Origin of the sequence: Rhizobium sp. ZK1 (assembly GCF_047782645.1) — a bacterium.
Classification (GTDB): domain Bacteria; phylum Pseudomonadota; class Alphaproteobacteria; order Rhizobiales; family Rhizobiaceae; genus Rhizobium.
Genome location: NZ_CP180586.1, coordinates 683821 through 709414, shown reverse-complemented (window position 1 = coordinate 709414; position 25594 = coordinate 683821). Strand labels below are relative to the sequence as shown.

Here is a 25594-nt window from a genome sequence, read left to right as displayed (position 1 = left end):
GAAGAAGATCCGCAATGAACGATACCCAATGGGACGCCGCCAAGGCGGTGCCCGGCTCCGCCTACTGGAAACGCAATCTCGTCATCTCGTTGCTCGGCTCGTTCACGACCATCGTGGCGATGACGCTGCTTCTTCCATTTCTTCCGCTTTACGTGGAAGAACTCGGCGTGAGCGACCATGCGGCGATCGTGCAGTGGTCGGGCATCGCCTATGGTGCGACCTTCTTTGCCGCCGCATGCGTCGCGCCGCTCTGGGGCCGGCTCGGCGACATCTACGGGCGCAAGCTGATGCTGGTGCGCGCCAGCCTCGGCATGACCATCGCCATCTCGCTGATGGGCATGGCCGGCAGCGTCTGGCAACTCGTGGCGCTGCGTCTCTTCGTCGGCCTGGCAGGTGGCTATGCCTCGGGCTCGATGGTGCTGGTGGCAACACAGACCCCGAAAGACCGATCCGCCTGGGCACTCGGCGTGCTGTCGTCGGGCATCATGGCCGGCAATCTCGTCGGCCCGTTGATCGGCGGGGCACTGCCGCCCATCATCGGCATCCGCGGCACCTTTCTGGCCGCCGGCGGCATGATCTTTCTCGCCTTCCTCGCCACCACCTTCCTCATCAAGGAGGAGAAATCGGCGGCCCGCAAACAGGCGGCCAAGGCATCCGGCGGCTGGAGATCCATTCCCGACAAGGGGCCAGTGGTGGCGATGCTCGCGACCGGCCTGCTGCTGATGCTCGCCAATATGTCGATCGAGCCGATCATCACCGTCTATGTGGCACAGCTCGTGCCCGATCAGGGTCAGGTGACGATGGTGGCCGGCATCGTCATGTCGGCGGCGGCACTCGGCAGCATTCTCTCTGCCTCGCGGCTCGGCAAGCTTGCCGACCGGATCGGCCACTGGCCTGTTATTGCCGGGGCGCTGGCGGTCGCCGGCCTGCTGCTCATCCCGCAGGCGTTTGTCACCTCGTCCTGGCAGCTCATCGTTCTACGCTTCCTGATGGGCGTGGCGCTCGGCGGGTTGCTGCCCTGCATCGCCGCAGTCATCAGGCATAGCGTGCCCGACAGCGCGGCCGGCAGTATCCTCGGCCTTTCCATCTCTTCGCAGTATGTGGGCCAGGTCGCCGGACCTGTTCTCGGCGGCTTCGTCGGCGGGCGCATCGGCATGCCGGCGGTCTTTCTCGGCACCTGCGTTCTGCTGCTCGCGGGCGCAGTCTTCACATGGCTGGTGCGGACGAAGGAAGAGGAAGCCTGAACCTCAGGCTTTGCCGCAGATCATGTCTGCGCCGGACTGCGCCAAGGCTTCCAGCGTCTCACGACTGTCGCCGGCGCGGGCGCGGACGGCGAGCGAATGCATGATGGCGGAGGCGAGCCTCGCAAGTGTGTGAGGGTCGCCTCCATCCGGCAACTCGCCCCGTTCTATCGCGAGCTCGATGCGTTTCTCGATCTCACCGTCAAAATCGTTGAGGCTGCGGTTCAGCACCTCCCGAACGCGCTCGTGCTGGATCGCTTCGGCCGTTGCGGTGCCGATGAGGAAGCAGCCGCGCGCGGCTGTCTCGCCATGAAGGTAGATGTTCAAGGCGCGGCTATACACACGCCCTAGATTTTCACGCAACGGCAGCGATGGGTCGAGCGCGTCTGCCAGCACGTCCATGCTTTCGGCGCGATAGCCCTCCAAAGCATCGAGGTAGAGAGCCTCCTTGTCGCCGAACGCGCCGTAGAGGCTCGGGCGATTGAGCTGGGTGGCAGCGCTCAGCGTATCCAGTGACGTGCCGGCAAAGCCCCGGTCCCAGAACACCTCCCTCGCCTTTTCCAATGTCACCTTCGCATCGAAGGCTCTTGGGCGACCGCGCTTCTTCTCGTTCATTTTGTACCGCTTCGCATAAAATAATTGACCGATGGAATTTTATGCGAAATAGTACAAATGTCCAACGAATTGATATAGGCAGCCTCGCGCCGCCGCAGGAGGAGACCCATGAAACTCTATATGCACGCAGCCGCCTGTTCGCTCTCGCCGCATATCGTCTGCCGCGAACTCGATATCGATATCGAGCTCATTACGGTCGATCGAACGACGCACCGGACCAGCGAAGGTGACGACTATTTCGCCATCAACGGCAATGGCTATGTGCCAGCGCTGGTACTCGACGACGGCAAGGTGCTGACGGAGGGACCTGTTATCGTCCAGTTCCTCGCCGACAGCGCACCCAATGGACGCAGGATGCTGCCGGAGATGGGCAGCTTTGCCCGAAATCAGGTTCAGTCCCTGCTGAACTTCATTACCTCAGAGCTCCACAAGCCGATGGCGATGCTCTTCAACGCCGACTATGCCACCGCACATGAGGCCATGCGCGCGGTCGTTCACAGGCGTCTCGACTGGATCAACAGCAGGCTCGCCGACCCCTATCTCACCGGCGAGGATTTCACGGTCGCGGATGCCTATCTCTTCGTCTGCCTCAACTGGTCGCCGTGGATCAAAGTCGATCTCGATCGGTTTCCCGCGATTCCGGCATTCACGAAACGTGTCGCGGCGCGTCCGGCAGTGCTGACAGCATTGAGTGAGGAAGGGCTGATGGCCTTCGATGCCGGCGGGAATTTCTTTGCGCCAACCGCCTATATCCAGTCCGCTGGTTACGCTGGCTCGCCGGTCCGTCCCTGACGGAATGCCGCTCCGGCGAAAAAGCCGTCTCGCCGGGCGCTTTTTCACGTCATCCATTTGCGATGTTCGGCAAAGCGCTCCACCAGCATGTCGAGGAAGAGCCGGACTTTGGTCGGCAGATGGCTGCGGTTGGGGTAGACGGCGTTAATGAAAATCTCGACGCCGCGATAATCCGGCATCATGCTGACGAGACGACCCGCGGCAAGATCTTCTGACACGACGAAGCTCGGCGCCATGAAAATCCCCTGCCCGCTCAGCACCAGATAACGTAGCGCCTCGGCGCTGTTGGAAATGATGCTGCCGCCGACCTTGACACTTTCCTGCTTGCCTTGCTTGTCCTCGAACCGCCATTCGTCGCCAAAGGGATAGTAGGTATATTGCAGGCAATTGTGCTCGGCGACTTCGGCAGGCGTCGTCGGCATGGCATGGGTTTTCAAATAGTCCGGCGAACAGACCAGGAAATGCCGCCACGGCGTCAGCTTGCGCGCCACCAGGCTTGAATCCGGAGAGGGCGTCGTGCGGATCACCAGATCATATCCATCCTCGATCATATCCACCGCGCGTTCGCCGATGCTAAAATCGATCGAGACGGCCGGATAGAGCGTCATGAACTCGTTGATGACAGGCAGCAGGAAGCGGACGATGGCGCTGCTGGTGTAGAATCGCAGCGTGCCGCGCGGCGTCGAACTCAATGCGCCGGCGGTGCGGTCCGCCTCCTCCAGATCGGCAAGGATTTGCGCAGAGCGTTCGTAGTAGTATTTGCCGGTTTCGGTCAGGCTCACCTTGCGGGTCGTGCGGTTCAGGAGGCGCACGCCAAGGCGATCTTCCAATGATTGCACATGATTGCCCACCATGGTGACGGACATATTAAGGCGCCTTGCCGCCGCCGAAAAGCCGCCGCACTCCACCACCCGACCGAAAACTGTGAGGCTGGTCAGCCGATCCATGTTGCGCTCCGATTATCCACTGAGAGTTGATGATCTTTCCCGAAAAGCGCAGATTATCAGATTGCAGTTCCGGGTCCATCTTCCACGCGATCGAACAAGGCTTCGCATGAACGATGCCGAGATGCATGGAGACGGACAATGGTTGAACTGCCCCGCAATGATGCGTTCAAGACTGCCCAGCAAGGCGGGATCGCCCCCACCGCCGAAGCCGCGACGCCGGCCGCGGAAGCACTGGCAGCTGCCGCAGCAGGGGTCGAAGCCCCGAAGAAGAACGGTCGCAAAGCCATCAAGCGCGCCGTCATCGCCGCAGCGCTGCTTGCCGGCGTCGCCTTCGCGGGCGATTTCGGCTACCGCTACTGGACGGTCGGCCGTTTCATCGAATCCACCGACGATGCTTATGTGAAGGCTGATTACACGACCGTCGCACCGAAGGTCGCCGGCTATATCAAGCAGGTCCTCGTCAACGACAATAACCCGGTCAAGGCCGGACAGGTTCTCGCCCGCATCGACGATCGCGACTTCCAGGCCGCGCTCTCGCAGGCCCGGGCCGATGTAAAGGCTGCCGAGGCTGCCGTCACCAATCTCGACGCGCAGATTTCGCTGCAGCAGTCGATCATTGCTCAGGCGCGTGCCACGCTCGATGCTTCGCAGGCCTCGCTTACTTTTGCCCAATCCGATGCCGACCGCGCCAGCCGGCTGATCACCAACGGCGCCGGCACGCAGTCCCGCGCCGAACAGAGCCAGTCGCTGAAGGATCAGGCGGCGGCCGCCGTCGAGCGCGATCGGGCCGCTGTCGTTGCCGCCGAGAACAAAGTGCCGGTGCTGCAGACGCAGCGCGAACAGGCACTTGCCCAGCGCGACCGCGCTCTTGCTGCCGCACGCCAGGCGGAGCTTAACCTCTCCTATACGGATATTGTCGCGGCCGTTGACGGCACGGTCGGCGCCCGGTCGATCCGCGTCGGCCAATATGTCACCTCGGGTACGCAGCTGATGGCCGTCGTGCCGCTGCATGCGGTCTATGTCGTCGCCAATTTCAAGGAAACGCAGCTGACCTTCGTGCGCCCCGGCCAGGCGGTGGAGATAAAGGTCGACAGCTTCCCCGACATTGCGATCAAGGGCCATGTCGACAGCGTCTCGCCGGCAAGCGGTCTCGAATTTTCGCTGCTGCCGCCCGACAATGCCACAGGCAATTTCACCAAGATCGTCCAGCGCATCCCCGTCAAGATCGTCATCGATGACGAACGCCTTGCCGGCCTGCTGCGCTCGGGCATGTCGGTCATTCCTGATATCGATACCAAGGCCGCTCAGACCTCCGCGGCCGCGGAGGAAGGATTATCCACTCCTGCTGGATGATCCTTCCGCTTCTTTCTCCGACATCACCACACAGCGTCGTGAGACAGTTTTCCGCAGAGCCGGAAGGAGATAAGTCATGGCTACGCTTCAGATCGCCACAAACAGCAACTCGGCCGCGCGCCCTGCCGCTACGGCCATCCCCGCTGCCAAACCGGTCATGAGCCCGCTTCGCATGTGGACCGCCGTCGTCGGCTCGACGCTTGGCGCCTTCATGGCTATCCTCAACATCCAGATCGTCAATGCTTCGCTTGCCGACATCCAGGGCGCGATCGGCGCCGGCACAGACGATGGCGGCTGGATCTCGACCTCCTACCTGATCGCCGAGATCGTCGTCATTCCGCTCAGCGCATGGCTTGCGCGCGTCTTCTCGGTCCGCAACTATCTGCTGGTCAACGCCCTCCTCTTCCTGGTCTTCTCGGTCGCCTGCGCCTTCGCTGTCAACCTGCAGCAGATGATCATCCTGCGCGCCATCCAGGGTTTTACCGGCGGCGTGTTGATCCCGATGGCCTTCACGATCATCATCACGCTGCTGCCCAAGCCCAAGCAGCCGATGGGCCTTGCACTCTTTGCGCTCTCGGCGACTTTCGCGCCAGCGATCGGCCCAACCATTGGCGGATATTTCACCGAAAACTGGGGCTGGGAATACATCTTCTATATCAACCTCGTGCCTGGCGCGCTGATGGTTGGCATGCTCTGGGCCTCGCTCGATCGTGCACCGACGAACCTCGGCCTGCTTGCCAAGGGCGACTGGCCCGGCATCATCACCATGGCGATCGGTCTTGCCGCGCTGCAGACTGTGCTGGAGGAAGGCAATAAGGAAGACTGGTTCGGCTCGGATTTCATCATCCGTCTCTCGATCATTGCCGCCGTGTCGCTGACGCTCTTCCTCATCATCGAACTGAAGGTTGCCCATCCGCTCTTGAACCTGCGCCTGTTTGCCCGCCGTAACTTCGGCTTCGGCATCCTTGCGAACTTCCTGCTGGGCATCGCGCTCTATGGTTCCGTCTTCGTGCTGCCGATCTACCTGACCCGCATCCAGGGTTATAACTCCGAGCAGATCGGCTTTGTGCTTGCCTGGACCGGCATCCCGCAGCTTCTGCTGATCCCCCTGGTGCCGCGCCTGATGAAGCGCTTCGACGTCCGCCTGCTGATTATCGTCGGCTTTGCCCTCTTTGCCGCTTCGAACTTCATGAACGTGCATATGACAGGCGACTATGCGAGCGACCAGCTCTTCTGGCCGAATGTCGTGCGTGCCGTCGGTCAGGCCCTTGTCTTCACGCCGCTGTCGGCGATCGCCACATCAGGTATCGAGCCGGAAAATGCCGGTTCGGCTTCCGCCCTCTTCAACATGATGCGCAATCTCGGCGGTGCGGTCGGCATAGCCTCGCTGCAGACCTTCCTGTCCAAGCGCGAGCAGTTCCATTCGAATATCCTGACCAACTCGGTGTCGGTCTTCGAGGAAGCCACCCGCGAGCGTGTCGCCAGGATGACCGCCTACTTCATGAACCATGGCGTTACCGATCAGGCGCTTGCCACCCACAAGGCGATCGTTGCCATCGCGCTGAAGCTGCGCAAGCAGGCCAATATCACGGCCTTCAGCGACACGTTCTTCCTGCTCGGCCTCGCCCTCGTCATCGCTCTTCTTGCGACCCTGCTCCTCAAGAAACCCGGCCAGGTCTCCGGCGGCGGCGCTCACTGAGATCAGCGCGTCCCAAGGAGGAGAACACCATGACCAACCTGCTCGACATTGATTATCCCGTTGAAACCAGAGCTCCCGCGCGCAGCGGCAACACCACTGCCGTGTTCGGCCTCATCGAATGGCTGACCGGCGACGAATGCCATGCCCTCGACGAGGCCGGCCTCGTCTCCGGTCTCGGGCGCCGCCTGCGGGCGCTCGGCGTTCCCGTCGATCGGCTGACGCTGCATCTCATGACGCTGCACCCGGAATTCATCGGCCGCACCATCGCCTGGGCACCGGGCGAACCGGTGGAGATCCATGACCGCGAGCATGGCGCGCGGCTCGCCATCGCCAATACGCCGCTGCACAAGGTTTTCGAAACGCGCGAGATGCTGATCGTGGGGTCGGGCAAGAGCCCGCATGGCCGTTGGCAGCATCTCGACGTCTTTACCGGGCGCGAGCTTGTGCAATTGATGATCGCCCCACTCTGCAATGCCGACGGTCCGGTCAGCGCCGCCATCTTCGGCACCAAGCGGCCAGGCGGCTTCGCGGCCTCCGAAATGCAGGTCATCGAACGCATCCTGCCGGCGCTGCGCAATACCAGCGAACTCCGCATCCTGCGCCAGGTCGAGCTCAGCCTGCTCGACACCTATATCGGGCCGATGACGGCAAGCCGCATCCTTGCCGGCCGCATCCGCCAGGGCGAGATCGAATCCATGCAGGCGGCCCTCCTGCTTTGCGACCTGCGCGGCTTTACCGAACTCTCTAACCGCCTGCCGGGCGAAACGGTGCTTGGGCTATTGAACGCCTATTTCGACCGGGTCATTCCGCCGATCACCCGGGAAGGCGGCGAGGTGCTGAAGTTCATGGGCGATGCAGTGCTCGCCTTTTTCCCAGGCTATGATGCGGCCAGCACCTGCAACGCGGCGCTTTCGGCTGCGCGGGCGATCCTCGAAGCGCTCGACGGCTTCAATCATGACGGCATCGGCGCCAAGGCCGGTATCGCATTGCATTATGGCGAGGTCAGCTATGGCAATATCGGTTCCGGCCGGCGGCTGGATTTCACGCTGATCGGCGGCGACGTCAATCTCGTCAGCCGCATTCAGGGGATGTGCAGCGAGCTTGGGGAGGCGCTGCTGATGTCCGAGGCGTTTTTCGAGGAAACGAGGCCGGAGGATGCGGTGTCGGTGGGAAGCCATCGGTTGAAGGGCTTCCCTGACGGGGTTGGGTTGTATGGCTTGAGATAGTCAGGATGCAGCTGCCGTGCACTCACGGCAGCTGTCCTGCTACTCATCGCTCGCCGAACGGCCGTATGCCCAGTCCATATAGAGCTCCAGCGCCTTGCGGGTGACCGGGCCTTCCTGAAAATTATGGCCGTCGAGCCTGTTGACGCCGACAACCTTGGAATAGTTGCCGCTCGTGAAGATCTCGTCGGCGCCCATGAAATCCTCGACCGACAGTGTCGCCTCGCGCACGTCGAAGCCGGCCTTGCGTAAGAGGCCGATGACGCGCTGGCGGGTGATGCCGGCAAGGAAAGTACGGTTGGCGACCGGCGTGAGGACCACGCCGTCCTTGACCATGAAGACGTTCGAGGAAGCGGTTTCGACCACGTTGCCGTTCATGTCGCGCATCAGCGCATTGTCGAAACCGCGGCTTCTTGCTTCGGCGATCGCGCGGCCGCTGTTCGGATAGAGCGAGCCTGCCTTGGCGTCGGTCGTCGCGGTTTCCGGTGTCGGGCGACGGTAGGGCGAAACGGTGAGCGAAGAGCCGCCATGGCCACCCATTGCCGCTTCGAACAGGCAGAGCGCAAAACGGGTGGATTCGCCGTCGACGGTCACGACACTGCCTGCCGAACCATGCTCGCCCCAATACATCGGCTTGATGTAGATCGGCGTCTTGCCGTCGAATTTCTTGACACCTTCCCAGGCGAGCGCCTCGATCTCTTCTGCCGTCTTGACCGGTTTCAGGCCCATGGCGACGGCAGAGCGGTTGATGCGCTGGCAATGCAGGTCGAGATCGGGTGCAATGCCATCGAACCAGCGGGCGCCGTCGAAGACGGTGGAGCCGAGCCACATGGCGTGCGAGGTCGGCCCGATCAGCGGCGGGTTGCCGGCGATCCACTCTCCGTCGACATAGGTCCAGGTGGTCGTGCGGGGTGACGTATCGACGGGCATTGCGGCTCTCCTTGTGAAGTCGGCAAAGCAAAATCCTCACTGCCGGGGACGGTCAAGCGCAAATTGACGGTTGAAACATCGAAGCAAGAAAATGCCGGAGACCGCGTTACGATTGAAATATTGATGCGCGTGTCCTGGTGCTAAAACGATGGGTCCATAAAAGAAAATGATCGAAAGCCGACTGGATGGATGCCACCGCAGCATGCCATCATGGAAGAAGACACGCATGCCGGCTCAGGAGAGAACAGATGAAAGCCATGTATTACGAAGCCTTCGAACAGGCGCCTGAGATCCGCACCGTGCCGGACCCGACGCCTTCGGAAGACGGCGTGGTTATCAAGATCGGCGCAACCGGGCTTTGCCGCAGCGACTGGCATGGCTGGATGGGACATGACCCGGATATCCGCCTGCCGCACGTCCCGGGGCACGAGCTTGCCGGCAAGATCGTCGCGACGGGCAAGGGCGTGGTGCGTTTCAAGGTTGGCGACCGCGTGACCGTGCCTTTCGTTTCCGGTTGCGGCCGTTGCGCCGAGTGCCATTCCGGTAACCAGCAGGTTTGCCCCAACCAGTTCCAGCCGGGCTTCACCCATTGGGGCTCGTTTGCCGAATATGTCGGCATTGATTATGCCGATACCAATCTGGTTCATCTGCCCGAGAGCGTGGACGATGCGACGGCGGCAAGCCTCGGCTGCCGCTTCGCCACCTCTTTTCGTGCGGTTGCCGACCAGGCGCGCACCGGCCCCGGTGAATGGATCGCGGTGCATGGCTGCGGTGGAGTGGGGCTTTCGGCGATCATGATCGCCAGCGCGCTTGGAGCCAATGCGATCGCCGTCGATATTTCCGAGGAGAAGCTTGCCTTTGCGCGTGAATGCGGAGCGGTGGCCACGATCAATGCCTCCTCGGTTGTCGATGTGGCGGAAGCCGTGCGTGAGATCACCAAGGGCGGCGCGCATGTCTCGATCGATGCGCTCGGCCATCCCGTCACCTGCTTCAATTCGATCAAGAACCTGCGCCGGCGCGGCCGGCATGTGCAGGTGGGGCTGATGCTGGGCGAGCATTCGACGCCGCAGATCCCGATGGCGCAGGTGATCGGCCACGAGCTGGAAATCTATGGCAGCCACGGCATGCAGGCCTGGCGCTATGATGCCATGCTCGCGATGCTCGCCGCCGGAAAGATCGCGCCGCAGAAACTGATCGGCCGGTGCATCAGCCTTGCCGAAGCCGTGCCAGCGCTGATGACACTCGACAAGGCCGAAGGCACGGGAATCAGCGTGATTACGCAGTTCTAGAAATGTGGGACGGCTGTTCGCACCAGTGCGGATTACCGGAAGCAAGATTGCGATCACACCTATAGGTTGAAGAAGCCAGCAGCATACCCGCCTCGATGGGGGATTTCATGAGCGAGACACAACGCAAGCTGACGACGATCTTTGCAGCAGACGTGCAGGACTATACGCGCATGATGGGCGAGGATGAGGAAGGCACGCTCGCCATGCTCAAACACTATCGCGATGCCATGTCCCGGCTCATCGCATCGCATGGCGGGCGGGTGGTCAACACATGGGGCGATGGGCTGCTTGCGGATTTCCCGAGCGTCGTGGAGGCGGTACGGGCGGCGATCGACGTGCAGAACGAGCTTGCCGGCAAGAATGCGGCGCGGCCCATGGACGGGCGCATGCTCTTTCGTATCGGAATCAATCTCGGCGACGTCATCGTCGAAGGAGACGATATCTATGGCGACGGCGTCAATATAGCCGCGCGGCTGCAAACCTCGGCGCCTGCCGGGGGCATCGTGATCTCGAATACCGTCTACGATCAGGTGCGCAACAAGGTGGCTGTCGGATTCGACTTTCTGGGAGCACTGGAGATGAAGAATGTCGCCGATGCCGTGCCGAGCTATGTCGTGCGCATCGGCGATCTCGGAATTCAGCCGCAGGAGCCGACAACCTCTGCGGATCGTTCCGTCGAAATGCCGGCGCCAAGGCCGGCCCCGGCCCTGCCGCCGCGCGGCCGGCTGCGCAAGCTCGCCGGCATCCTGGCCGTCATCTGCGCCATGCTCGTCGTCATCAATATTGCCACTTGGGAAGGCGAGTTCTGGGCCGTCTGGCCTCTGCTTGCCTTCGCCTTTTTCGCGGCCATGATATGGGTGCGGATGCAGGGCCGGTTCGACCAGCGGATTGCTGCACTTGCCGTTGTCGGGATCGGCATTGTCGTTATCAACATGCTGACGTGGCATGGGATTTTCTGGGCGATATGGCCGCTTCTCGGCCTCTCCGTCGCCGCCGGCATTCGCTGGGCGATGCGCGACTGAGGCTCGGGATGGCGGCGAGACAATTATCCCGCCGCCTGTTTCTATTATTGAGCCACTCCAAGCGAGGCGAGATACTCGGCCGAAGCGATGATCTTCGACTTGTCCTTGATCTCGATGATGAGGCGCGGATTGCTTTCGACCTTGGCAAGGGCAGCGAAGATTGCGCGCCAGTTGACGGTGCCTTCGCCAAGCGCCCAGTGGCGGTCGGCATAACCGTCAGCGTCCTGCAGGTGGACGTGGCCGAGGCGGTTGCCGGCGGCATGGACGTAATAATCGACGGGCGGGGCGCCGGTGGAGCCGTGGGCGTAATGCGCATGGCCGGTGTCGATCGAAACGGCGACGGCCGGTGAGTTGAAGCTCTCGGCAAGCGCCACGCGGATATGCGGGTCCTTGTCTTCGATGTTTTCGATGACGACCGTGCAGCCGATTTCCTCGGCGCGCTTTACCGCGTCGCGCATCGTCTGATGGCAGTAGTCGACGATGTTCTCGCGTTCACCGGGATTGTTGTCGAGGTTGTTATAGCCCCAGGTCGTGTAGGGGCTATGGACGACCATGTGCGTGCCGCCGATCGCGGCGCAGACATCAAGGCCCTGCATCAGGCGGCGGGAGACGACGGAGCGGATATCCGGATCCTGCGAGGCGATGATGAAGCCCCAGAATGGACCATGGATGCCGACGCGGCCCTTGAAGCCGTCGAGCAACTTCCTGGCGCGCTCGGCCCGCGGCGTCCAATCGCCGTTCAGAACGTCGGCATTGATGAAGCTCTGCAGTTCGAGATCGCGGGACTTTTCGAAGAGCCAGTCGCGATGGTTTTCGAGTTCGTCGATCGTCATGGCGGCGCCGACGACGGGAAGAGAAGACATGGGGTTGCTCCGCTGATGGTATGGCCTGATTGGCGGGGAAGGAACGGCGCGTTCTATGCGCCTCTTCTGTGTCGCTGATATTACAGGCCGGTATCGTAGAAACAGCAGCGGCCAACCTGTCGCACTTGCGCAGCGGATACTCCGTACCGATATGTCCGCGATCGGCTTCAGGGCCTGAAAGCACGCAAAAGCCGCGCGTTTGCCGCCTTCCCCGATTTTGCGGCGCTTGCCAAAACGGCCGCGAAGGTCTATCGGACCGCCCCGCAAGAACAAGAAAGAGACATCATGTCCAACTCATTTGTGAAAACAGATGCCCGGACGGAAGCAAAAAGCTTCTTCGTGCTGGGCGACAAGGTCGAGCGACGGGCTCGCCTGACAGGCAATTGGCTCAACATCTTCGATGTGACCGTCGAGCCCGGCGGCAGGACGCCCCGGCATGCGCATGCGAGCCCGGAAGTCTTCCGGATCATCGAGGGTACTCTCACGATCTGGCGGCTGACCGATACCGGGCCGGAAGAGATCCAGGCGAGCGCCGGCGACATCGTCAGCATCGCGCCTTTCATGGTGCACGGCTATTCCAACAACGGAACCGTGCCTGCTATCTTTTCGGCGATCGTCGACCACGACATGGCCGAATTCATCGAGACCGAAGGCGTCACCGAACAGCCGCAAGGCAGCCCGTCACCGGAGACGGTGGCGCGCATGCGGGCAGCGGCAAACGCCCATGGGATCACGATCCTGGCGGCGTAGGTCGCGCGCGCCTCAGCTACAGAGATGGTCGAGGCATCACGCTGGCGTTAAATACATTCCCCATTTGACGACCCAACTGCTGCTTTCAATATTGCGCGCAGCAGTTGATACGCTAGCATGCATTCGACGTGGCTGGGGATCTGTAGTCGTGTTTCTGCGTAGTGTCGTTTTGGGGTTCTTTATATTCGTTGCCTGGTTCGGAATTGCATGCGCAGACATCACGATTCAGCGTGTGCCGATTGATAATTCCGTTCCAGTTCTCCTCCTCAAAGGTGAATTCAGCAAATCCGACAATCCAGAACTGCTTGCCCGCGAAATTGCGGCAAGTGGAGCCAGGGTAATCACCTTCGACAGCAATGGGGGGCAGGTTGTCTCAGCGATGGCCTATGGGAGAATGATCCGCTCGCTAGGATTATCAACCCTCCAACTTAGGTCCTCGCAATGCGCCTCTGCCTGTGCGCTGGCGTTTGTCGGCGGTGTGAATCGCGAAGCGGACCCTGGCGCGATAGGCGTCCACCAGTCCTCTTTCTCGCCGGACAGCAATATCGAAGGCAGTGCCGCCGTCGCCGCAGTCCAGGTGATGACCGCAGAGATCATGGCATATCTCATCGAGATGGACGTCGATCCGAAGCTACTCCAGCTCAGTTTATCGGTTCCCAGCGATGACATGCGATATCTCACCGCAAACGAAATGCAGAGCTACAAGGTCACGTGGGGCAGTCTGCCCGCCCTGCCGGAGCGGGCTGCATCACCCGGAGCTGCTCCGACCAACGTCCCGCCTCCGACAAATGCTGAATTCGCTGCACTGACGACAGAACAGAAGGCCCTCGTCTTTGTCACGGCCTACCACAGCGCATGGTCCCGCGGGAACGCCGAAGCGCTTACTTTTATGGAGGGGGCTTACGCCGACACAGTGGACTTTTATGGAAAGCCGACCCCCAAGGCGGTGGTTATCGGTGAAAAGCGGGACTTCGCATCAAGATGGCCGATCCGGGCCTACAGTATAAAACCCGGGTCGGCGCGGGTAGCCTGCTTCGAGACCTGTAAGGTAGACGGCGTCGTCGATTGGTACGCCAAGCGCGATGTGGGCGACCGCGTATCTTCGGGGACGGCAGAATTCTCTCTGGTTTGGGACCCGAGGGCCGGAACTATTATTGTGGAGTCGGGGAAAGTCATAGCGGCTGACAAGGGCGTGTCACAACCCGTTCGCCTGATATCGCAATGGCAAGAGCAGAATACAGCGTGCCGAGGTGGCAGCGGGGATTCTGGCGAGACGCTGGCGGCCTGCGACCGGCGCGAGGCCGTCGGAACGAAGCTCCAAGCCGTGGGCTGGTGTTATGGCCGTGAAGGCGAGTACGGGTTCCAGATGGAATGGCACGCTTGCGACGCCGCGTCACCTCAACAGGACGGAGCAGTCGCCGCAGCGTCTCCGACAATCAAGGTCAAGCGGCCAAACGCAATCGACTTTCCGGTTCAAGGTCGGTTTACCGGAAAGACGGTGTTGCCGGATTTCAAAAGGCGTGACCGGGAATTCAACAGCTTCAGAACGCGCATCCGCGAGGGAATGCGCGAAGGACCGAATTTTGCTGGACACTATACGCTTATCCAGATTGGTTGCGGTGCCGGATGTTCTTTCGCCATAGTCGCCGACAACCAGACGGGTCGTCCGGCATCTTTCCCCCGTGGTGGCGAAGGGAACATGTATCTGAACCTGGATTATAGCCGGGACAGCCGGCTTGTTGCCGTCCAGTGGCTGAGTTACGACGTCAACAAGTGTTTCATCGAGTTCTTTGACTTCGATCGGAATACATGGAGGCCCATCAGCAAGACCGAGATCGGCAACACCGATGCCTGCTACAAGCCGATAAAAGAAAATCTTCGCTGACCCGCCGACAGTCGTCGAGATGGGAAATGTGCAAACGTTAGCGCGGCGATCCTGGCCGCCTGAATCGGTCGGCTTGCGCGGAACGATCTCCTCTTCCGAAACTGACAGATAGCGATTCCATAAGGATTTTCGCCAACGCCTCTTGTTTCGGCGGACGTACGGGCCAACGTTCCTGGGAGATGGCGCTGGCGCTCTGAATGCCCTCACAGATAACTACGATCGCCGCGTTCGCAAGGATGCCAACGCTTTGCGGACGCCGTACCTCCCGCAGGTCTTAGCGCCTAAAGGATTGGGCTCACCTTCCGGGCCGATAAAGACATCGGGCAGCGCTTAAAACGCAATTGGCTCTACGCGCCGTGATCGCAGCCTGTGACGAGACACAACACAGTCTAGTCGCAGACGGTCCTGTACCGTACCACGTGGTGGTGATGCCTATATGCGTAGTATCTCTGCGTCCAGCACCGGTCGCCATGGCGATACCTCGGGCGGCCATAGTCGTCATCGTAGGCGTAGCGTGGCGGGTAGCGATAGTACCGTGGTTCTGGGCGATCGTAATAGCGAGGGCCAATCCCATACTCGAAGTAGATCTGAGAGAATGCGGGCGACGCTGTTAACGCCGTCGCTAAAGCCAACGCTGCGATAATGAACTTTTTCATGTCCTTTTCCGATTCCGATTTATGCGCGCTCCATTGCAAGGCAATCTCCCCACGCCTTGAATTTTAATATGCCATCGGCACCGTCTCTGGATACTGGACCTAGGTCCCGCTCGAACAAGGACTTAGGTCCGATGACATAAAGCGGGATCCTCGGCGAACGTGCGACGTGGGCCGTTTTGCGATGGATCATTTGGCATTGCCGCGGTATAAGCGCGCGCTATTTTCGGGAAGAGCCTTTTAGCGGTAACCGATGCCAAGTCCTCCCAAATCCTCGACGCAAAGTGCCGGTGGCCCAAGCACAGGTGCCGATCAACCGGCAAATGTGGAGCTTCCGACTGACGATGCTCAGGCGCAGACGCCCGCCACGAACCCATTGGACGGGACCAGTTCATCTCCCCAGGCTGAACAACCGCAACAGCCCTACAAGTCCTTCGGCCAAAGCAGACAGGCAGCGCACAACTTACTGCATGCCCTGGCTCATGATCTGGGGGTGTCTTCAACCTGGGCCAAGGCCAAGACAGTCGCAGCCGCTTCGCGATTGAGGACGGAATTCAAGGGATCACTTCGGCCGGAAACCACAACAACCATCCGCAATCTTGGCAAGTGGCTCGCGACCGCTCTGGTGAAGGCAGGGCGAGGTATTCGTGGTCTGTATGCGATGCCCTTCGGTAATCGCCGACGCGCGTCGCTTCATGCGAGACGGTGGAAAATTGCTCTGGGATCGGCCTTTCTTGTCTGCCTCCTCCTGACAGCAAGTGTCCTGGTGTGGGCACTGAAGGACGTCCCCTGGGCCGAGATTCGAGATGGGACCTTGAAGCCTGTCGTGGTGCTGGAAACCGCTGACGGTGCACCGTTGGTCAGACAGGGACCATATCAAGGAGCCTATGCCCAATACAACCAGTTTCCGCCGCATCTGATCGACGCCGTCCTCTCAATCGAGGACCGGCGGTTCATGCATCACTTTGGCATCGACGTCAGAGGGATCGGAAGGGCGCTCCTGCGGAATTTCGAAGCTGGCTCGGTGGTAGAGGGCGGCAGCACGATCACCCAGCAGCTTATCAAACTGCAATATCTCGACAGCGATCGGACAATAAAACGAAAGATACAGGAGGTCGTCATCGCCCTCTGGCTGGAGTGGAAACTCGGCAAACAGGAAATCCTGACACGCTATCTCAACAGCGCCTACCTCGGCGCTGGTGCGACCGGCATGCCTGCCGCCGCGCGGATCTACTTCAACAAGGATATCGGCGCCCTCGACCTGCCGGAATCGGCGATGCTGGCGGGATTGCTGCGGGCGCCGAGCCAATGGAATCCGATCGATAATTTCGAAGGCGCCCGGCAACGCACCGCCGTTGTTCTTGACGCGATGATGGCCAATGGCAAGATCACCAGACCGGAGGCGGAGGAAGCCGAGGCGAGTTTCGCCAAGCTGCATCCCACGACGCCGACACCGCGCTCCGGAAGCTGGTTTGCTGACTGGATTTCGCCGCAGGCGAGCGAGATCGCCGGCGCCTCGCCGGGGTCGACGACGGTGCGCACGACCCTCGTTCCGCGTCTGCAACAGATCGCTGAAAGCGTCGTAAGGAGGGCACTAGACAAGGAAGGAAAGGCTGCGGGAGTATCGCAGGCTGCCTTTGTTGCGATGACACCGGAAGGCGCAGTCGTTGCCATGGTCGGCGGCCGCGACTACAAGGCAAGCCAGTTCAACCGCGCCGTCACGGCGATGCGGCAGCCGGGCTCTACCTTCAAGCTGTTCGTCTACTACGCGGCCCTGAAGGCTGGGCTCACCTTGTCCGATTGGGTTCTCGACGCGCCGATCGACATCGACGGCTGGTCGCCGGAAAATTCCGGCGGACGCTACCACGGCTGGGTAACACTCGCCGAAGCGTTCGCCCGGTCACTCAACGCCGCGACGGTCAGGCTTGCCGATCAGGTCGGGCTCGACAATGTGATTGCCGCCGCGCGAGAGCTCGGCATCGATGCGCCGCTTGCCAATACACCGTCTCTGGCGCTCGGCACATCCGAAGTAAACCTGCTTGACCTGACCAGCGCCTACGCGTCTGTCCATCTCGGCAAGGCGCCCGTCAGACCCTGGGGTATCATCGACTTTCAGGCAGCGGGGCAGCCAAAGGCGTTTCGGGTTGGTTCACAAGCTCGGCCGACTGTGGACATTTCGCCCTACCAGTCCGATCTCCTCGGGCTCCTGCAATTGGTTGTCGAGCGCGGCACTGGACGGGGAGCCGACCCAGGGACGTTCGCGGCCGGCAAGACAGGCACCAGCCAGAACAATCGCGATGCCTGGTTCGTCGGCTTCACGAAGCCGCTCGTCGCCGGCGTCTGGGTGGGCAATGACGATGACGCGCCGATGAACGGCGTCACAGGCGGCGCCTTGCCGGCCCGTATCTGGCGGGAGTTTATGCAGGAGGCGATGACCGAGCCTGCGCCGAATGAGGCGAGGTCGACAGGGGCGATGATTGACGGTCAAGGCGCACCGCAGTCCTGCAACATCACCGCCTGCTCCCGCAGCTATCGTTCCTTCCGGCCGTCGGACTGTACTTACCAACCCTATTCTGGCGAGCGGCTGCTTTGCGAAAAGTGATTTTCGCCTCGACGCGAAAGCCCTACCGGACGGCCGATTCGAACCGGATGGGAGCAAGTGGAAATTATCCGGAAATGCATTGTTCGAGTTCGAAGTGGTCAAGCTCGACGGTCGCAACATCGACAAGGTTCGCATCCGCCGCGTCGAGGACGTGGCCTGATATCAGGAGAAAGACGATGGCATGGTCAGCCAGCCAATATGTGAAATTCGAGGATGAACGCACCCGCCCGGCTCGCGACCTGCTGGCGCAGGTGCCGCTGACGGAACTCCGCCACGCGGTCGATCTAGGCTGCGGACCGGGCAATTCGACCGGGCTGATCATCGACCGCTATGGGGCGCAAAACGTGTCGGGTCTCGACAGCGACCTTAACATGCTGGAAGCCGCCCGCAAGCGCCTGCCGGGCACAGCCTTTGTGGAGGCCGATCTTTCCACCTGGCAGCCCACCGAGCCGGCGGACCTGCTCTTTGCCAATGCCGTCTTCCAGTGGCTGCCCAACCATCTCGACATTTTCGACCGGTTGATGGACGGGCTGGCGCCGGGCGGCGTGCTCGCCGTGCAGATGCCTGACAACCTCGGCGAACCGAGCCATCTGATGATGGAGGAAACGGCGCATACCGGGCCTTGGAAGACGGCGTTTGAAAAGAAGAGCGTTCGGCGCAACGTGCTGCCGCCGCCATCCACCTATTACAGCCGGCTGATCGCCAAATCCTCCCGCGTCGACATCTGGCACACGATCTACAACCACCCGATGGACAATGCCGCGGCGATCGTCGAATGGGTCAAGGCAACGGGCCTGCGGCCCTATCTCGACCATGCCGGCGAAGAGCACCGCGAGGCGTTTCTGGCTGACTATCTCGAACGTATCGACCGGGTCTATCCGAAGGCTGCCGATGGTAAGGTTCTGCTCAAGTTCCCGCGGCTCTTCATGGTGGCCGTAAAGGCCTGACCGGGAAATCCCGACGTCCTTGATGCCGGCAGCGGTTCAGGCGATCGCCGCCGGCGGCGCTTTGTCGGTCTCCGCAAGCCACACGCAAAGTTTGAAGCGTAGCGGTTCGCTCTGGGATTTCTCAATCCGGACGTGCTTTCGCGACGTTACCAGCGTCGATCGCTATCCATAAAACGCCTTTGCGCCACCACGTGCGGGGCCTGACAAAGAGATTTTGAGATGGTTTCTTCTGTTTCCAATATTCGGCTGCAAACGGCGCAGATAGCTCTGCAGGTGATCAAGAGCGGCTCCTCCGACAGCAGTTCCAGCAGCTCGACCGATCATGACTATTCCAGCCTCCCCTCGCAGTCCCGCTCGGCGCTGTCGGTCATGCTGGACAAGATCAACTCCGGCAAGGCTGGATCGACTGATACGTCCGGCAACACCACCGCCAGCACCGATATCACCACCGCCTCCTTCATGGCGCTGCTGCGCCAGAACATGACGGCCGCGGCAGACGCCAAGGGCGAAGGCAGCCAGGAGGCCGCGATGCTTGCCGCCTTCAAGAAGGGCCAGTTGACAGTCACCGATCCGACCCAGGGCGTTTCGATCAAGGCCTGGGATGTCACCGATCCCGAGGAAGCGGATGTCGACCAGAAGAAGGGCACCGCAATCGAGACCAGCGACTGGAACGAATTCCTGCGCGACCATCTGCAGCGCGATTCCCACGGGCGCCTCGTCAGAAGTGAAAACGGCAGCTTCATCGAAAAGGGCACCGGCAACGAAGTCTATTTCGGGCAGGTCGGCACGCAGAATTATTACATCACCTGGCCGGTCAAATCGGAAACGAGCACGGGCACGTCCGATATCCAGACGCCGGCAGCCGATAGCAGCACGGACAAGTCGACCAAGAACAGCTAACCTGCTCTTGCGAAACGGATTTCATCGCGCTTGTTTCCGGGGCTTTGGCCCCGGAGCTGTTTTCAGGGCATAGCGCCGCACCCGTACCGCCCTGTCAAATGCCTGTTATCATTGGGCTGCAGGTTCTCTTGCGGTAAAGCGGAAGCGCTTTATATTCGGCCGGGACAATCCAGCAGGAGATGACACGCATGGACGCTCACCCCACACCGCCCGTCACTCTCGTCATCTTCGGCGCCACCGGCGATCTGACACGGCGACTGCTGGTTCCGGCCATCATCAATCTCACGCGCAGCTACCTCGTCGGCAGCGACCTGCATATCCTCGGCGTCGGCATTGAGCCCGGTGACGACGAGTTCCTGCGCAAGCGGTTGGATGACTTTCTCAGCCAGATCCGCCGCGAGGAAGAAACAATAAAGGACGAAGCCTGGGAGAGCCTGCGGTCGCGCATCTCCTATCTGCAGGGAGATTTCACCAGGGATGATATCTTCCTCGAAATCGGCAAGCGCCTCGGCACGACCTGCAATGCAGCCTTCTATCTTGCCGTGCCGCCAAGCTTCTTCGGGCCGATCGTCGAAAAACTTGCCGATCTCGGACTGATGGATGAAAGCGGGGGCTGCTTCCGCCGCGTGGCCATTGAAAAACCCTTCGGCACCGATCTCGAATCCGCCAAGGCGCTGAATGCGCGTATCCTCGCCCGCGTGAAGGAAAGCCAAGTCTACCGGCTGGACCATTTCCTCGGCAAGGAAACGGTGCAGAACCTGATGACGGCGCGTTTCGCCAACATGATGATCGAGTCGCTGTGGAACAATCGCTATATCGACCACGTACAGATCACCGCCTCGGAGACAGTCGATGTCGGTACGCGCGGGAAGTTCTACGATGCGACGGGCGCGCTGCGCGACATGATCCCCAACCATCTCTTCCAGCTTCTGGCGATGATCGCCATGGAACCGCCGAACAGTTTCGACGCCGAAGCGATCCGCAACGAGAAGAGCAAGGTGCTGAAGGCTCTGCGCATTTACACGCCGGAGGAAGCCAGGGCGAATGGCGTGCGCGGTGCCTATACCGCCGGCCCGCTCAACGGCACCGACCTTCCTGCCTATCGCGACACGAAGGATGTTTCGCCCGACAGCAAGACCGAGACCTATGTGGCGCTGAAGCTCTATGCCGATACCTGGCGCTGGGCGGGCGTTCCCTTCTATCTGCGTACCGGCAAGGCGATGACGGCGCGCGATACGGAAATCGTCATCACCTTCCAGCCGGTGCCCTTTGCGCAGTTCCGCGAAACAGGGGCCAACCGCCGCCTGCCACCGAACAAGCTCGTCATCCAGGTGCAGCCCGATGAGGGCATGAGCATGGAAATTTCCATCAAATCACCGGGTCAATCCGTCGATACCGTGCCGGTGGCGCTGGATTTCCGCTATGCTGACAAATTCGACATCAGCAAGACGACCGGTTACGAATCGCTGCTCTATGATCTCTTCATCGGCGACCAGACACTCTTCCAGCGCGCCGATGGTATCGAGGCCGGCTGGGAAGCGGTACAGCCCTTCCTGGACGAATGGGCAAAGGATGACCGCATTCCAGATCCTTATGTCCCGGGTACAATGGGACCTGCCTGCGGCGACGAGCTGATCGAGCGCGATGGCCGCCAATGGCACGAACTGGGCGTGCTTCTGCACAGGAGCGGCAAATAGCCGTTCCTGCTCGCTAATCCGATAGTAATCCCGTCAGCGGCAGGCGGCTGGCATCGTGTGGTCACGCTCGGCGGTGCGATATGCACGCGTACCCGGCTTTGGGCAAGCCGTCCGATCGGGCGGAACGACGACGCGGATACTATCGGTTTCGACCGGGTCGAGCGGAATGGAGATGCCGCCGCCACTCGCGTTGGCGTCCGGCACGGTGCCGGGCGGCATGCCGCCGAAACGGCCGGAATAGTCCATATCACCGAGGGCCTGGGCAAAGGCCGGAGCGGCGAAGCCGAGGAGAATGATCGAAGCTGCTGCAACGACCTTACGCATGACCATATTCCTTCTTATCTGGCCGATATGAAACGAGAATTGGATATCCATCGTTCCAGCCGATCCGGCCATCGGTGAAAAAATCCGGCATGATCTAATCTAGGAAACGTCGGTGCGGATTTCCATCCGGCGGCTGATACCGCCGGATGGATTGATCATGCCTTAAAAGGCGATTGATGCGTCGACGAAGGAGGCGCGCGGCTGGCCCACGAACTTGCCGCCGTTATTGTCCGTCGAGCGGGCGAAATGCTTAGTGGTGGAACAGATTCTTCACGCCGAAGGCAAATTGCGGAGCCTTCGAGAGATTCGTGATCTCAGACGAACTGGCTGAGGCCGGGCACGGAGGCGACGACCTGGTCGACCACTTCCTCACCGGCATGTTCCTTGGCAATCGCGATGGTCTCCTTGGCGAGCGAGGTGATCTCGCTCATGCCGAGACCTTCGCTCATCAGCTGCTGGCCGAGGCCCATGATGCCGCCGCCACCGAGCGCGCTCATGAGGCCGCCGAGCAGACCGCCGCCATTGCTGGAACCTTCGCCGTTGAACCGGGCGACGAGTTCGGTGGCGCCGGGGATCTTCTCGATCATCTCGGCAACCGGGCCGTCGGCCGCTTCGCGCTGCAGGAAGCCTAGCATCATGCCGAGCGCCTTTTCTGCCAGTTCAGGCGAAATGCCCACGCGATTGGCGATTTCAGTCACAATTTCATTCATCGTCTGCCTCCTGTTTTTGACGTTAACGTCAACGTAATCGAATCGAGGCGGCAACTCAAGCGGCGCTTTGTGAGGCGCCTCTTTCCTGCTTTTCGTTTTAACACAGACAGTTGTCCGTCTCCTGTCGCCTGCATATAACAGACAAACGATATTTGCATGAATGTGCGGAAAGAGGATTATCGCATATTCTGGGATGAAGCGGCGGCATCGCCCGAGGGAGATATTCTTACATGCTCGAGGACGACAAGATTTTCATCGGCGCAAGCCGCAATCCTGATGACAGCATCAACAAGGGCGAATATCTCGACCTCAAGTTCGGCAACCGCCACGGGCTCGTGACGGGTGCGACCGGCACCGGCAAGACGGTGACGCTACAGGTGCTGGCAGAGGGCTTCGCGAGAGCCGGCGTGCCGGTTTTCGCCGCCGATATCAAGGGCGACCTTTCGGGCATCGCCGCCAGGGGCGAGCCGAAGGATTTCCTCACCAAACGCGCCGAGCAGATCGGCTTTACCGACTATGAGTTCGACCAGTTCCCGGTCATCTTCTGGGATCTTTTCGGCGAGAAAGGGCACCGGGTACGCACGACCGTCGCCGAGATGGGGCCGCTGCTGCTCGCCCGCCTGATGGATGCCTCCGAGCCGCAGGAAGGCGTCATCAACATCGCCTTCAAGATCGCCGACAAGGCCGGCCTGCCGCTGCTCGACCTCAAGGATTTCACGGCGCTGCTCAACTATATGGGCGAGAACGCCTCAGAGCTTTCCAGCCAGTTCGGCCTGATTTCCAAAGCTTCCGTCGGCTCGATCCAGCGGGCGCTGCTGGTGCTGGAACAGCAGGGTGCGGAACATTTCTTCGGCGAACCGGCACTGAAGATTTCCGATATCATGCGCACGTCGAACAACGGTTACGGGCAGATCTCCGTGCTTGCCGCCGACAAGCTGATGATGAACCCGCGCCTCTACGCCACGTTCCTGCTGTGGCTGCTTTCCGAGCTCTTCGAAGAGTTGCCTGAGGTCGGCGACCCCGACAAGCCGAAGCTCGTCTTCTTCTTCGACGAAGCGCATCTGCTCTTCAACGATGCACCAAAGGTGCTGACCGAGCGCGTGGAGCAGGTGGTACGCCTCATCCGTTCGAAGGGCGTCGGCGTCTATTTCGTCACGCAGAACCCGCTCGACGTGCCGGAGACGGTGCTCGCCCAGCTCGGCAACCGCCTGCAGCATGCTTTGCGCGCCTATTCGCCGCGCGAACAGAAGGCGGTGAAGACGGCGGCCGATACTTTCCGTCCGAACCCGGCTTTCGATTGCGCCACCGTCATCACCAATCTCGGCACCGGCGAGGCGCTGGTCTCGACGCTGGAAGCCAAGGGCGCGCCTTCGATCGTCGAGCGCACGCTGATCCGCCCGCCGTCCGGCCGCGTCGGACCGGTGAGCGATGCCGAGCGTCAACAGATCATGGACCGCAGCCCCGTGCTGGGCGTCTATGACGAGGACGTGGACCGCGAATCCGCCTTTGAGATGCTGGCCGCACGCGCCAGGAAGGCCGCCGATTCCGAGGCCGCCAAGCGGGCGCAGGAAGAGGCCCCGCAGGAGGGCAACACCACGTCCGGCTGGACGCTCCCCGGCTTCGGTGGTGGCGACGACGACCAACCCACTCGAGGCCAGTCCCGTGGCCGCTCCGGCTATCAGCGCGAAACGGTCGTGGAAGCGGCGATGAAGAGCGTTGCGCGCACCGTGGCGACCCAGGTCGGGAGGGCGCTGGTAAGGGGCATATTGGGAAGCCTGAAGCGCTGAGACCAAAGCGTGGCGATCTTCCAGATGCGTTTGCCACGCTTTAAGTTCTTGTTTGATCTAGGTCATCATGCGCAAACCGCGGCACAGTTCTGCGCGGCATGCTTTATCAGCGCTTACGGACAAATTCCGTGCGCAGGACGAGACCTTTGATCGTATCGTGACGGCAGTCGATCTCCTCCGGATTGTCCGTCAGACGGATCGAGCGAATGACCGTGCCCTGCTTCAGCGTCTGATTGGCGCCCTTGACCTTGAGGTCCTTGATAAGCGTAACGGAATCACCATCCTTCAAGACGTTTCCCGAGGCGTCGCGAACCTCGGACGCGGCCTGTGCGGCTGCGGTCATCTCGGAGGCCGGGCGCCATTCGCCCGTCGCCTCGTCGTAAACATATTCGTCGTCACCACCGGCCATGACATTCACCCTCAATCAGGAATTTCCTCAGTTCATGGTCGGCCGCTTATACGATCACACGCTGTTGCGCAACCGCAGTGGCAGACCGGGAAGTGCGCCGTCCGCCGGCTTCAGCTTGAAGAAGCCCGGCAGGCCGAAGAGCGCGTCACGTGGGCCTGCCGGCAAATGGGCGACGAGCATGCCACGCTTTCCTGATGATGCGCCAACATCCCCTGCGGCAATTATGTCGCCATCAAAGCGGCCGTGACATGAAGACTTCGGTATGGCTGATTTCAGCGGGCACAGCGTGAAAAGGCGGGCAATGATCGAAGCCGAAGGCTTCGTAGAGGGAGAGTGCGCTCTTCAAATAGGCTGCGGTATTGACGAGCATGGTGGTGCGTGTGCTCTTCTTCGCTTCGGCGAACACCCTTTGCATCAGCACATTGCCGACGCCCCGGCCGCGAAAAGCGGGGTCCACGAAGAATTTATGGATTTCCATGGCATCCGTCTCGAATGGTGCGAGTGCGATGCAGCCCGCCGGCGCTCCCTCCCATCGGGCGATGAACATCATGGCGTCGTCGGAGCCGTATTTCCGGGCGAGGCTTTCGTGATTTTCGCCGTGGAAAAGCGCCGTGACGATTTCGGCGGGGACACCGTGGGCACGCCCGAGTTCCACATCCAAGGCACCGAGCGCCTCGCAGAAGCCGGCGGCGATCACGAAATCTTCGGTGCTGCCTACCCTTGAAACGGAAATCATCTCACGTCCCCGATCCCGGCTGATGAAGGCCTTTCATACCATCTGAGCGTGTTTGCTGCCATCGTGATCCCTTGTTTCCAGCCGCAAGCAATGGTATTTCTCCGCTGCAACCGAGAAAAAAGGAGGGCTGCGCGTGAATACCTATTTCCGGCATCATCGCCAGCGTGGCCCAGTCAACGCCCTGCAGATGCGTTTGCAGGGCTGACCAGAGACCGTTTCT

The 25594-nt window shown here is 61.0% G+C and carries 23 protein-coding genes; 14 read left to right on the top strand and 9 right to left on the bottom strand.

Annotated elements, in window-relative coordinates:
* Positions 1-14 precede the first annotated feature (14 nt).
* Positions 15-1244, top strand: coding sequence for an MFS transporter (locus ACK9YZ_RS03590; RefSeq protein ID WP_416065700.1), 1230 nt, complete (start codon positions 15-17; stop codon positions 1242-1244).
* A gap of 3 nt (positions 1245-1247) precedes the next feature.
* Here the strand turns inward: ACK9YZ_RS03590 and ACK9YZ_RS03585 are convergent, their stop codons facing one another.
* Complete coding sequence (locus tag ACK9YZ_RS03585; RefSeq protein WP_416065699.1) at positions 1248-1856, bottom strand: TetR/AcrR family transcriptional regulator; 609 nt, start codon at positions 1854-1856, stop codon at positions 1248-1250.
* Positions 1857-1964: 108 nt separating this feature from the next.
* Here ACK9YZ_RS03585 and gstA point away from each other — a divergent pair, with 108 nt between their 5' ends.
* Positions 1965-2648, top strand: coding sequence for a glutathione transferase GstA (gstA, locus tag ACK9YZ_RS03580; RefSeq protein WP_416065698.1), 684 nt, complete (start codon positions 1965-1967; stop codon positions 2646-2648).
* Between the two features lie 44 nt (positions 2649-2692).
* On the opposite strand, the gene ACK9YZ_RS03575 is transcribed toward gstA, so the two are convergent.
* Positions 2693-3595 (bottom strand): LysR family transcriptional regulator, encoded by a 903-nt coding sequence (locus ACK9YZ_RS03575; RefSeq protein WP_416065697.1) that lies wholly within the window; start codon positions 3593-3595, stop codon positions 2693-2695.
* A gap of 138 nt (positions 3596-3733) precedes the next feature.
* Here ACK9YZ_RS03575 and ACK9YZ_RS03570 point away from each other — a divergent pair, with 138 nt between their 5' ends.
* From ACK9YZ_RS03570 to ACK9YZ_RS03560, 3 genes are all read left to right on the top strand, one after another.
* The gene (locus ACK9YZ_RS03570; RefSeq protein ID WP_416065696.1) at positions 3734-4948 is read left to right on the top strand and encodes an HlyD family secretion protein; all 1215 of its coding nucleotides are present in this window, start codon (positions 3734-3736) and stop codon (positions 4946-4948) included.
* Between the two features lie 76 nt (positions 4949-5024).
* Positions 5025-6647 carry an MDR family MFS transporter gene (locus ACK9YZ_RS03565; RefSeq protein WP_416065695.1) on the top strand — a complete coding sequence of 541 codons (1623 nt, stop codon included), beginning with the start codon at positions 5025-5027 and terminating at the stop codon, positions 6645-6647.
* A 29-nt stretch (positions 6648-6676) separates the two neighbouring features.
* Entirely contained in the window at positions 6677-7873 is a 1197-nt protein-coding gene (locus tag ACK9YZ_RS03560) for an adenylate/guanylate cyclase domain-containing protein (protein ID WP_416065694.1), read from the top strand.
* Positions 7874-7912: 39 nt separating this feature from the next.
* On the opposite strand, the gene ACK9YZ_RS03555 is transcribed toward ACK9YZ_RS03560, so the two are convergent.
* Positions 7913-8800 carry a branched-chain amino acid aminotransferase gene (locus ACK9YZ_RS03555; RefSeq protein WP_416065693.1) on the bottom strand — a complete coding sequence of 296 codons (888 nt, stop codon included), beginning with the start codon at positions 8798-8800 and terminating at the stop codon, positions 7913-7915.
* A 248-nt stretch (positions 8801-9048) separates the two neighbouring features.
* Between ACK9YZ_RS03555 and ACK9YZ_RS03550 the strand changes: the two genes are divergently transcribed.
* Positions 9049-10089, top strand: a complete 1041-nt coding sequence (locus ACK9YZ_RS03550) for a zinc-dependent alcohol dehydrogenase family protein (protein WP_416065692.1) — start codon at positions 9049-9051, stop codon at positions 10087-10089.
* A gap of 107 nt (positions 10090-10196) precedes the next feature.
* Entirely contained in the window at positions 10197-11111 is a 915-nt protein-coding gene (locus ACK9YZ_RS03545; RefSeq protein ID WP_416065691.1) for an adenylate/guanylate cyclase domain-containing protein, read from the top strand.
* Positions 11112-11155: 44 nt separating this feature from the next.
* On the opposite strand, the gene ACK9YZ_RS03540 is transcribed toward ACK9YZ_RS03545, so the two are convergent.
* Complete coding sequence (locus ACK9YZ_RS03540) at positions 11156-11974, bottom strand: sugar phosphate isomerase/epimerase family protein (RefSeq protein WP_416065690.1); 819 nt, start codon at positions 11972-11974, stop codon at positions 11156-11158.
* Between the two features lie 285 nt (positions 11975-12259).
* Here ACK9YZ_RS03540 and ACK9YZ_RS03535 point away from each other — a divergent pair, with 285 nt between their 5' ends.
* The 6 genes from ACK9YZ_RS03535 to zwf all read left to right on the top strand — a co-directional run bounded on the left by ACK9YZ_RS03535 (position 12260) and on the right by zwf (position 21408).
* A complete protein-coding gene (locus tag ACK9YZ_RS03535; protein WP_216757347.1) occupies positions 12260-12724 on the top strand; it encodes a cupin domain-containing protein in 465 nt (154 codons plus the stop codon).
* A 148-nt stretch (positions 12725-12872) separates the two neighbouring features.
* Entirely contained in the window at positions 12873-14609 is a 1737-nt protein-coding gene (locus ACK9YZ_RS03530) for a hypothetical protein (protein WP_416065689.1), read from the top strand.
* 906 nt (positions 14610-15515) lie between these two features.
* Positions 15516-17864: a PBP1A family penicillin-binding protein gene (locus ACK9YZ_RS03525; RefSeq protein ID WP_416065688.1), complete on the top strand. Its 2349-nt coding sequence runs from the start codon at positions 15516-15518 to the stop codon at positions 17862-17864.
* Between the two features lie 176 nt (positions 17865-18040).
* Positions 18041-18811: a trans-aconitate 2-methyltransferase gene (gene tam, locus ACK9YZ_RS03520; protein ID WP_416065687.1), complete on the top strand. Its 771-nt coding sequence runs from the start codon at positions 18041-18043 to the stop codon at positions 18809-18811.
* A 219-nt stretch (positions 18812-19030) separates the two neighbouring features.
* Positions 19031-19711 (top strand): hypothetical protein, encoded by a 681-nt coding sequence (locus ACK9YZ_RS03515; RefSeq protein WP_416065686.1) that lies wholly within the window; start codon positions 19031-19033, stop codon positions 19709-19711.
* Positions 19712-19899: 188 nt separating this feature from the next.
* The gene (gene zwf, locus ACK9YZ_RS03510; RefSeq protein WP_416065685.1) at positions 19900-21408 is read left to right on the top strand and encodes a glucose-6-phosphate dehydrogenase; all 1509 of its coding nucleotides are present in this window, start codon (positions 19900-19902) and stop codon (positions 21406-21408) included.
* A 33-nt stretch (positions 21409-21441) separates the two neighbouring features.
* Here the strand turns inward: zwf and ACK9YZ_RS03505 are convergent, their stop codons facing one another.
* Both ACK9YZ_RS03505 and ACK9YZ_RS03500 read right to left on the bottom strand, forming a co-directional pair.
* On the bottom strand, positions 21442-21732 hold the full coding sequence (locus ACK9YZ_RS03505) for a hypothetical protein (RefSeq protein WP_416065684.1): 291 nt from the start codon (positions 21730-21732) through the stop codon (positions 21442-21444).
* A gap of 314 nt (positions 21733-22046) precedes the next feature.
* Positions 22047-22442 (bottom strand): hypothetical protein, encoded by a 396-nt coding sequence (locus ACK9YZ_RS03500; RefSeq protein WP_216757342.1) that lies wholly within the window; start codon positions 22440-22442, stop codon positions 22047-22049.
* 230 nt (positions 22443-22672) lie between these two features.
* On the opposite strand from ACK9YZ_RS03500, the gene ACK9YZ_RS03495 reads away from it, so the two are divergent.
* Entirely contained in the window at positions 22673-24229 is a 1557-nt protein-coding gene (locus tag ACK9YZ_RS03495; protein ID WP_416065683.1) for a helicase HerA-like C-terminal domain-containing protein, read from the top strand.
* A gap of 106 nt (positions 24230-24335) precedes the next feature.
* On the opposite strand, the gene ACK9YZ_RS03490 is transcribed toward ACK9YZ_RS03495, so the two are convergent.
* From ACK9YZ_RS03490 to ACK9YZ_RS03480, 3 genes are read right to left on the bottom strand one after another with little or no spacing between them, the layout of a single operon-like run.
* On the bottom strand, positions 24336-24638 hold the full coding sequence (locus tag ACK9YZ_RS03490; protein ID WP_183822658.1) for an alkylphosphonate utilization protein: 303 nt from the start codon (positions 24636-24638) through the stop codon (positions 24336-24338).
* A gap of 54 nt (positions 24639-24692) precedes the next feature.
* Positions 24693-24818, bottom strand: a complete 126-nt coding sequence (locus tag ACK9YZ_RS03485) for a hypothetical protein (protein ID WP_301925022.1) — start codon at positions 24816-24818, stop codon at positions 24693-24695.
* A gap of 52 nt (positions 24819-24870) precedes the next feature.
* Entirely contained in the window at positions 24871-25374 is a 504-nt protein-coding gene (locus tag ACK9YZ_RS03480; protein ID WP_416065682.1) for a GNAT family N-acetyltransferase, read from the bottom strand.
* Between the last annotated feature and the right edge of the window lie 220 nt (positions 25375-25594).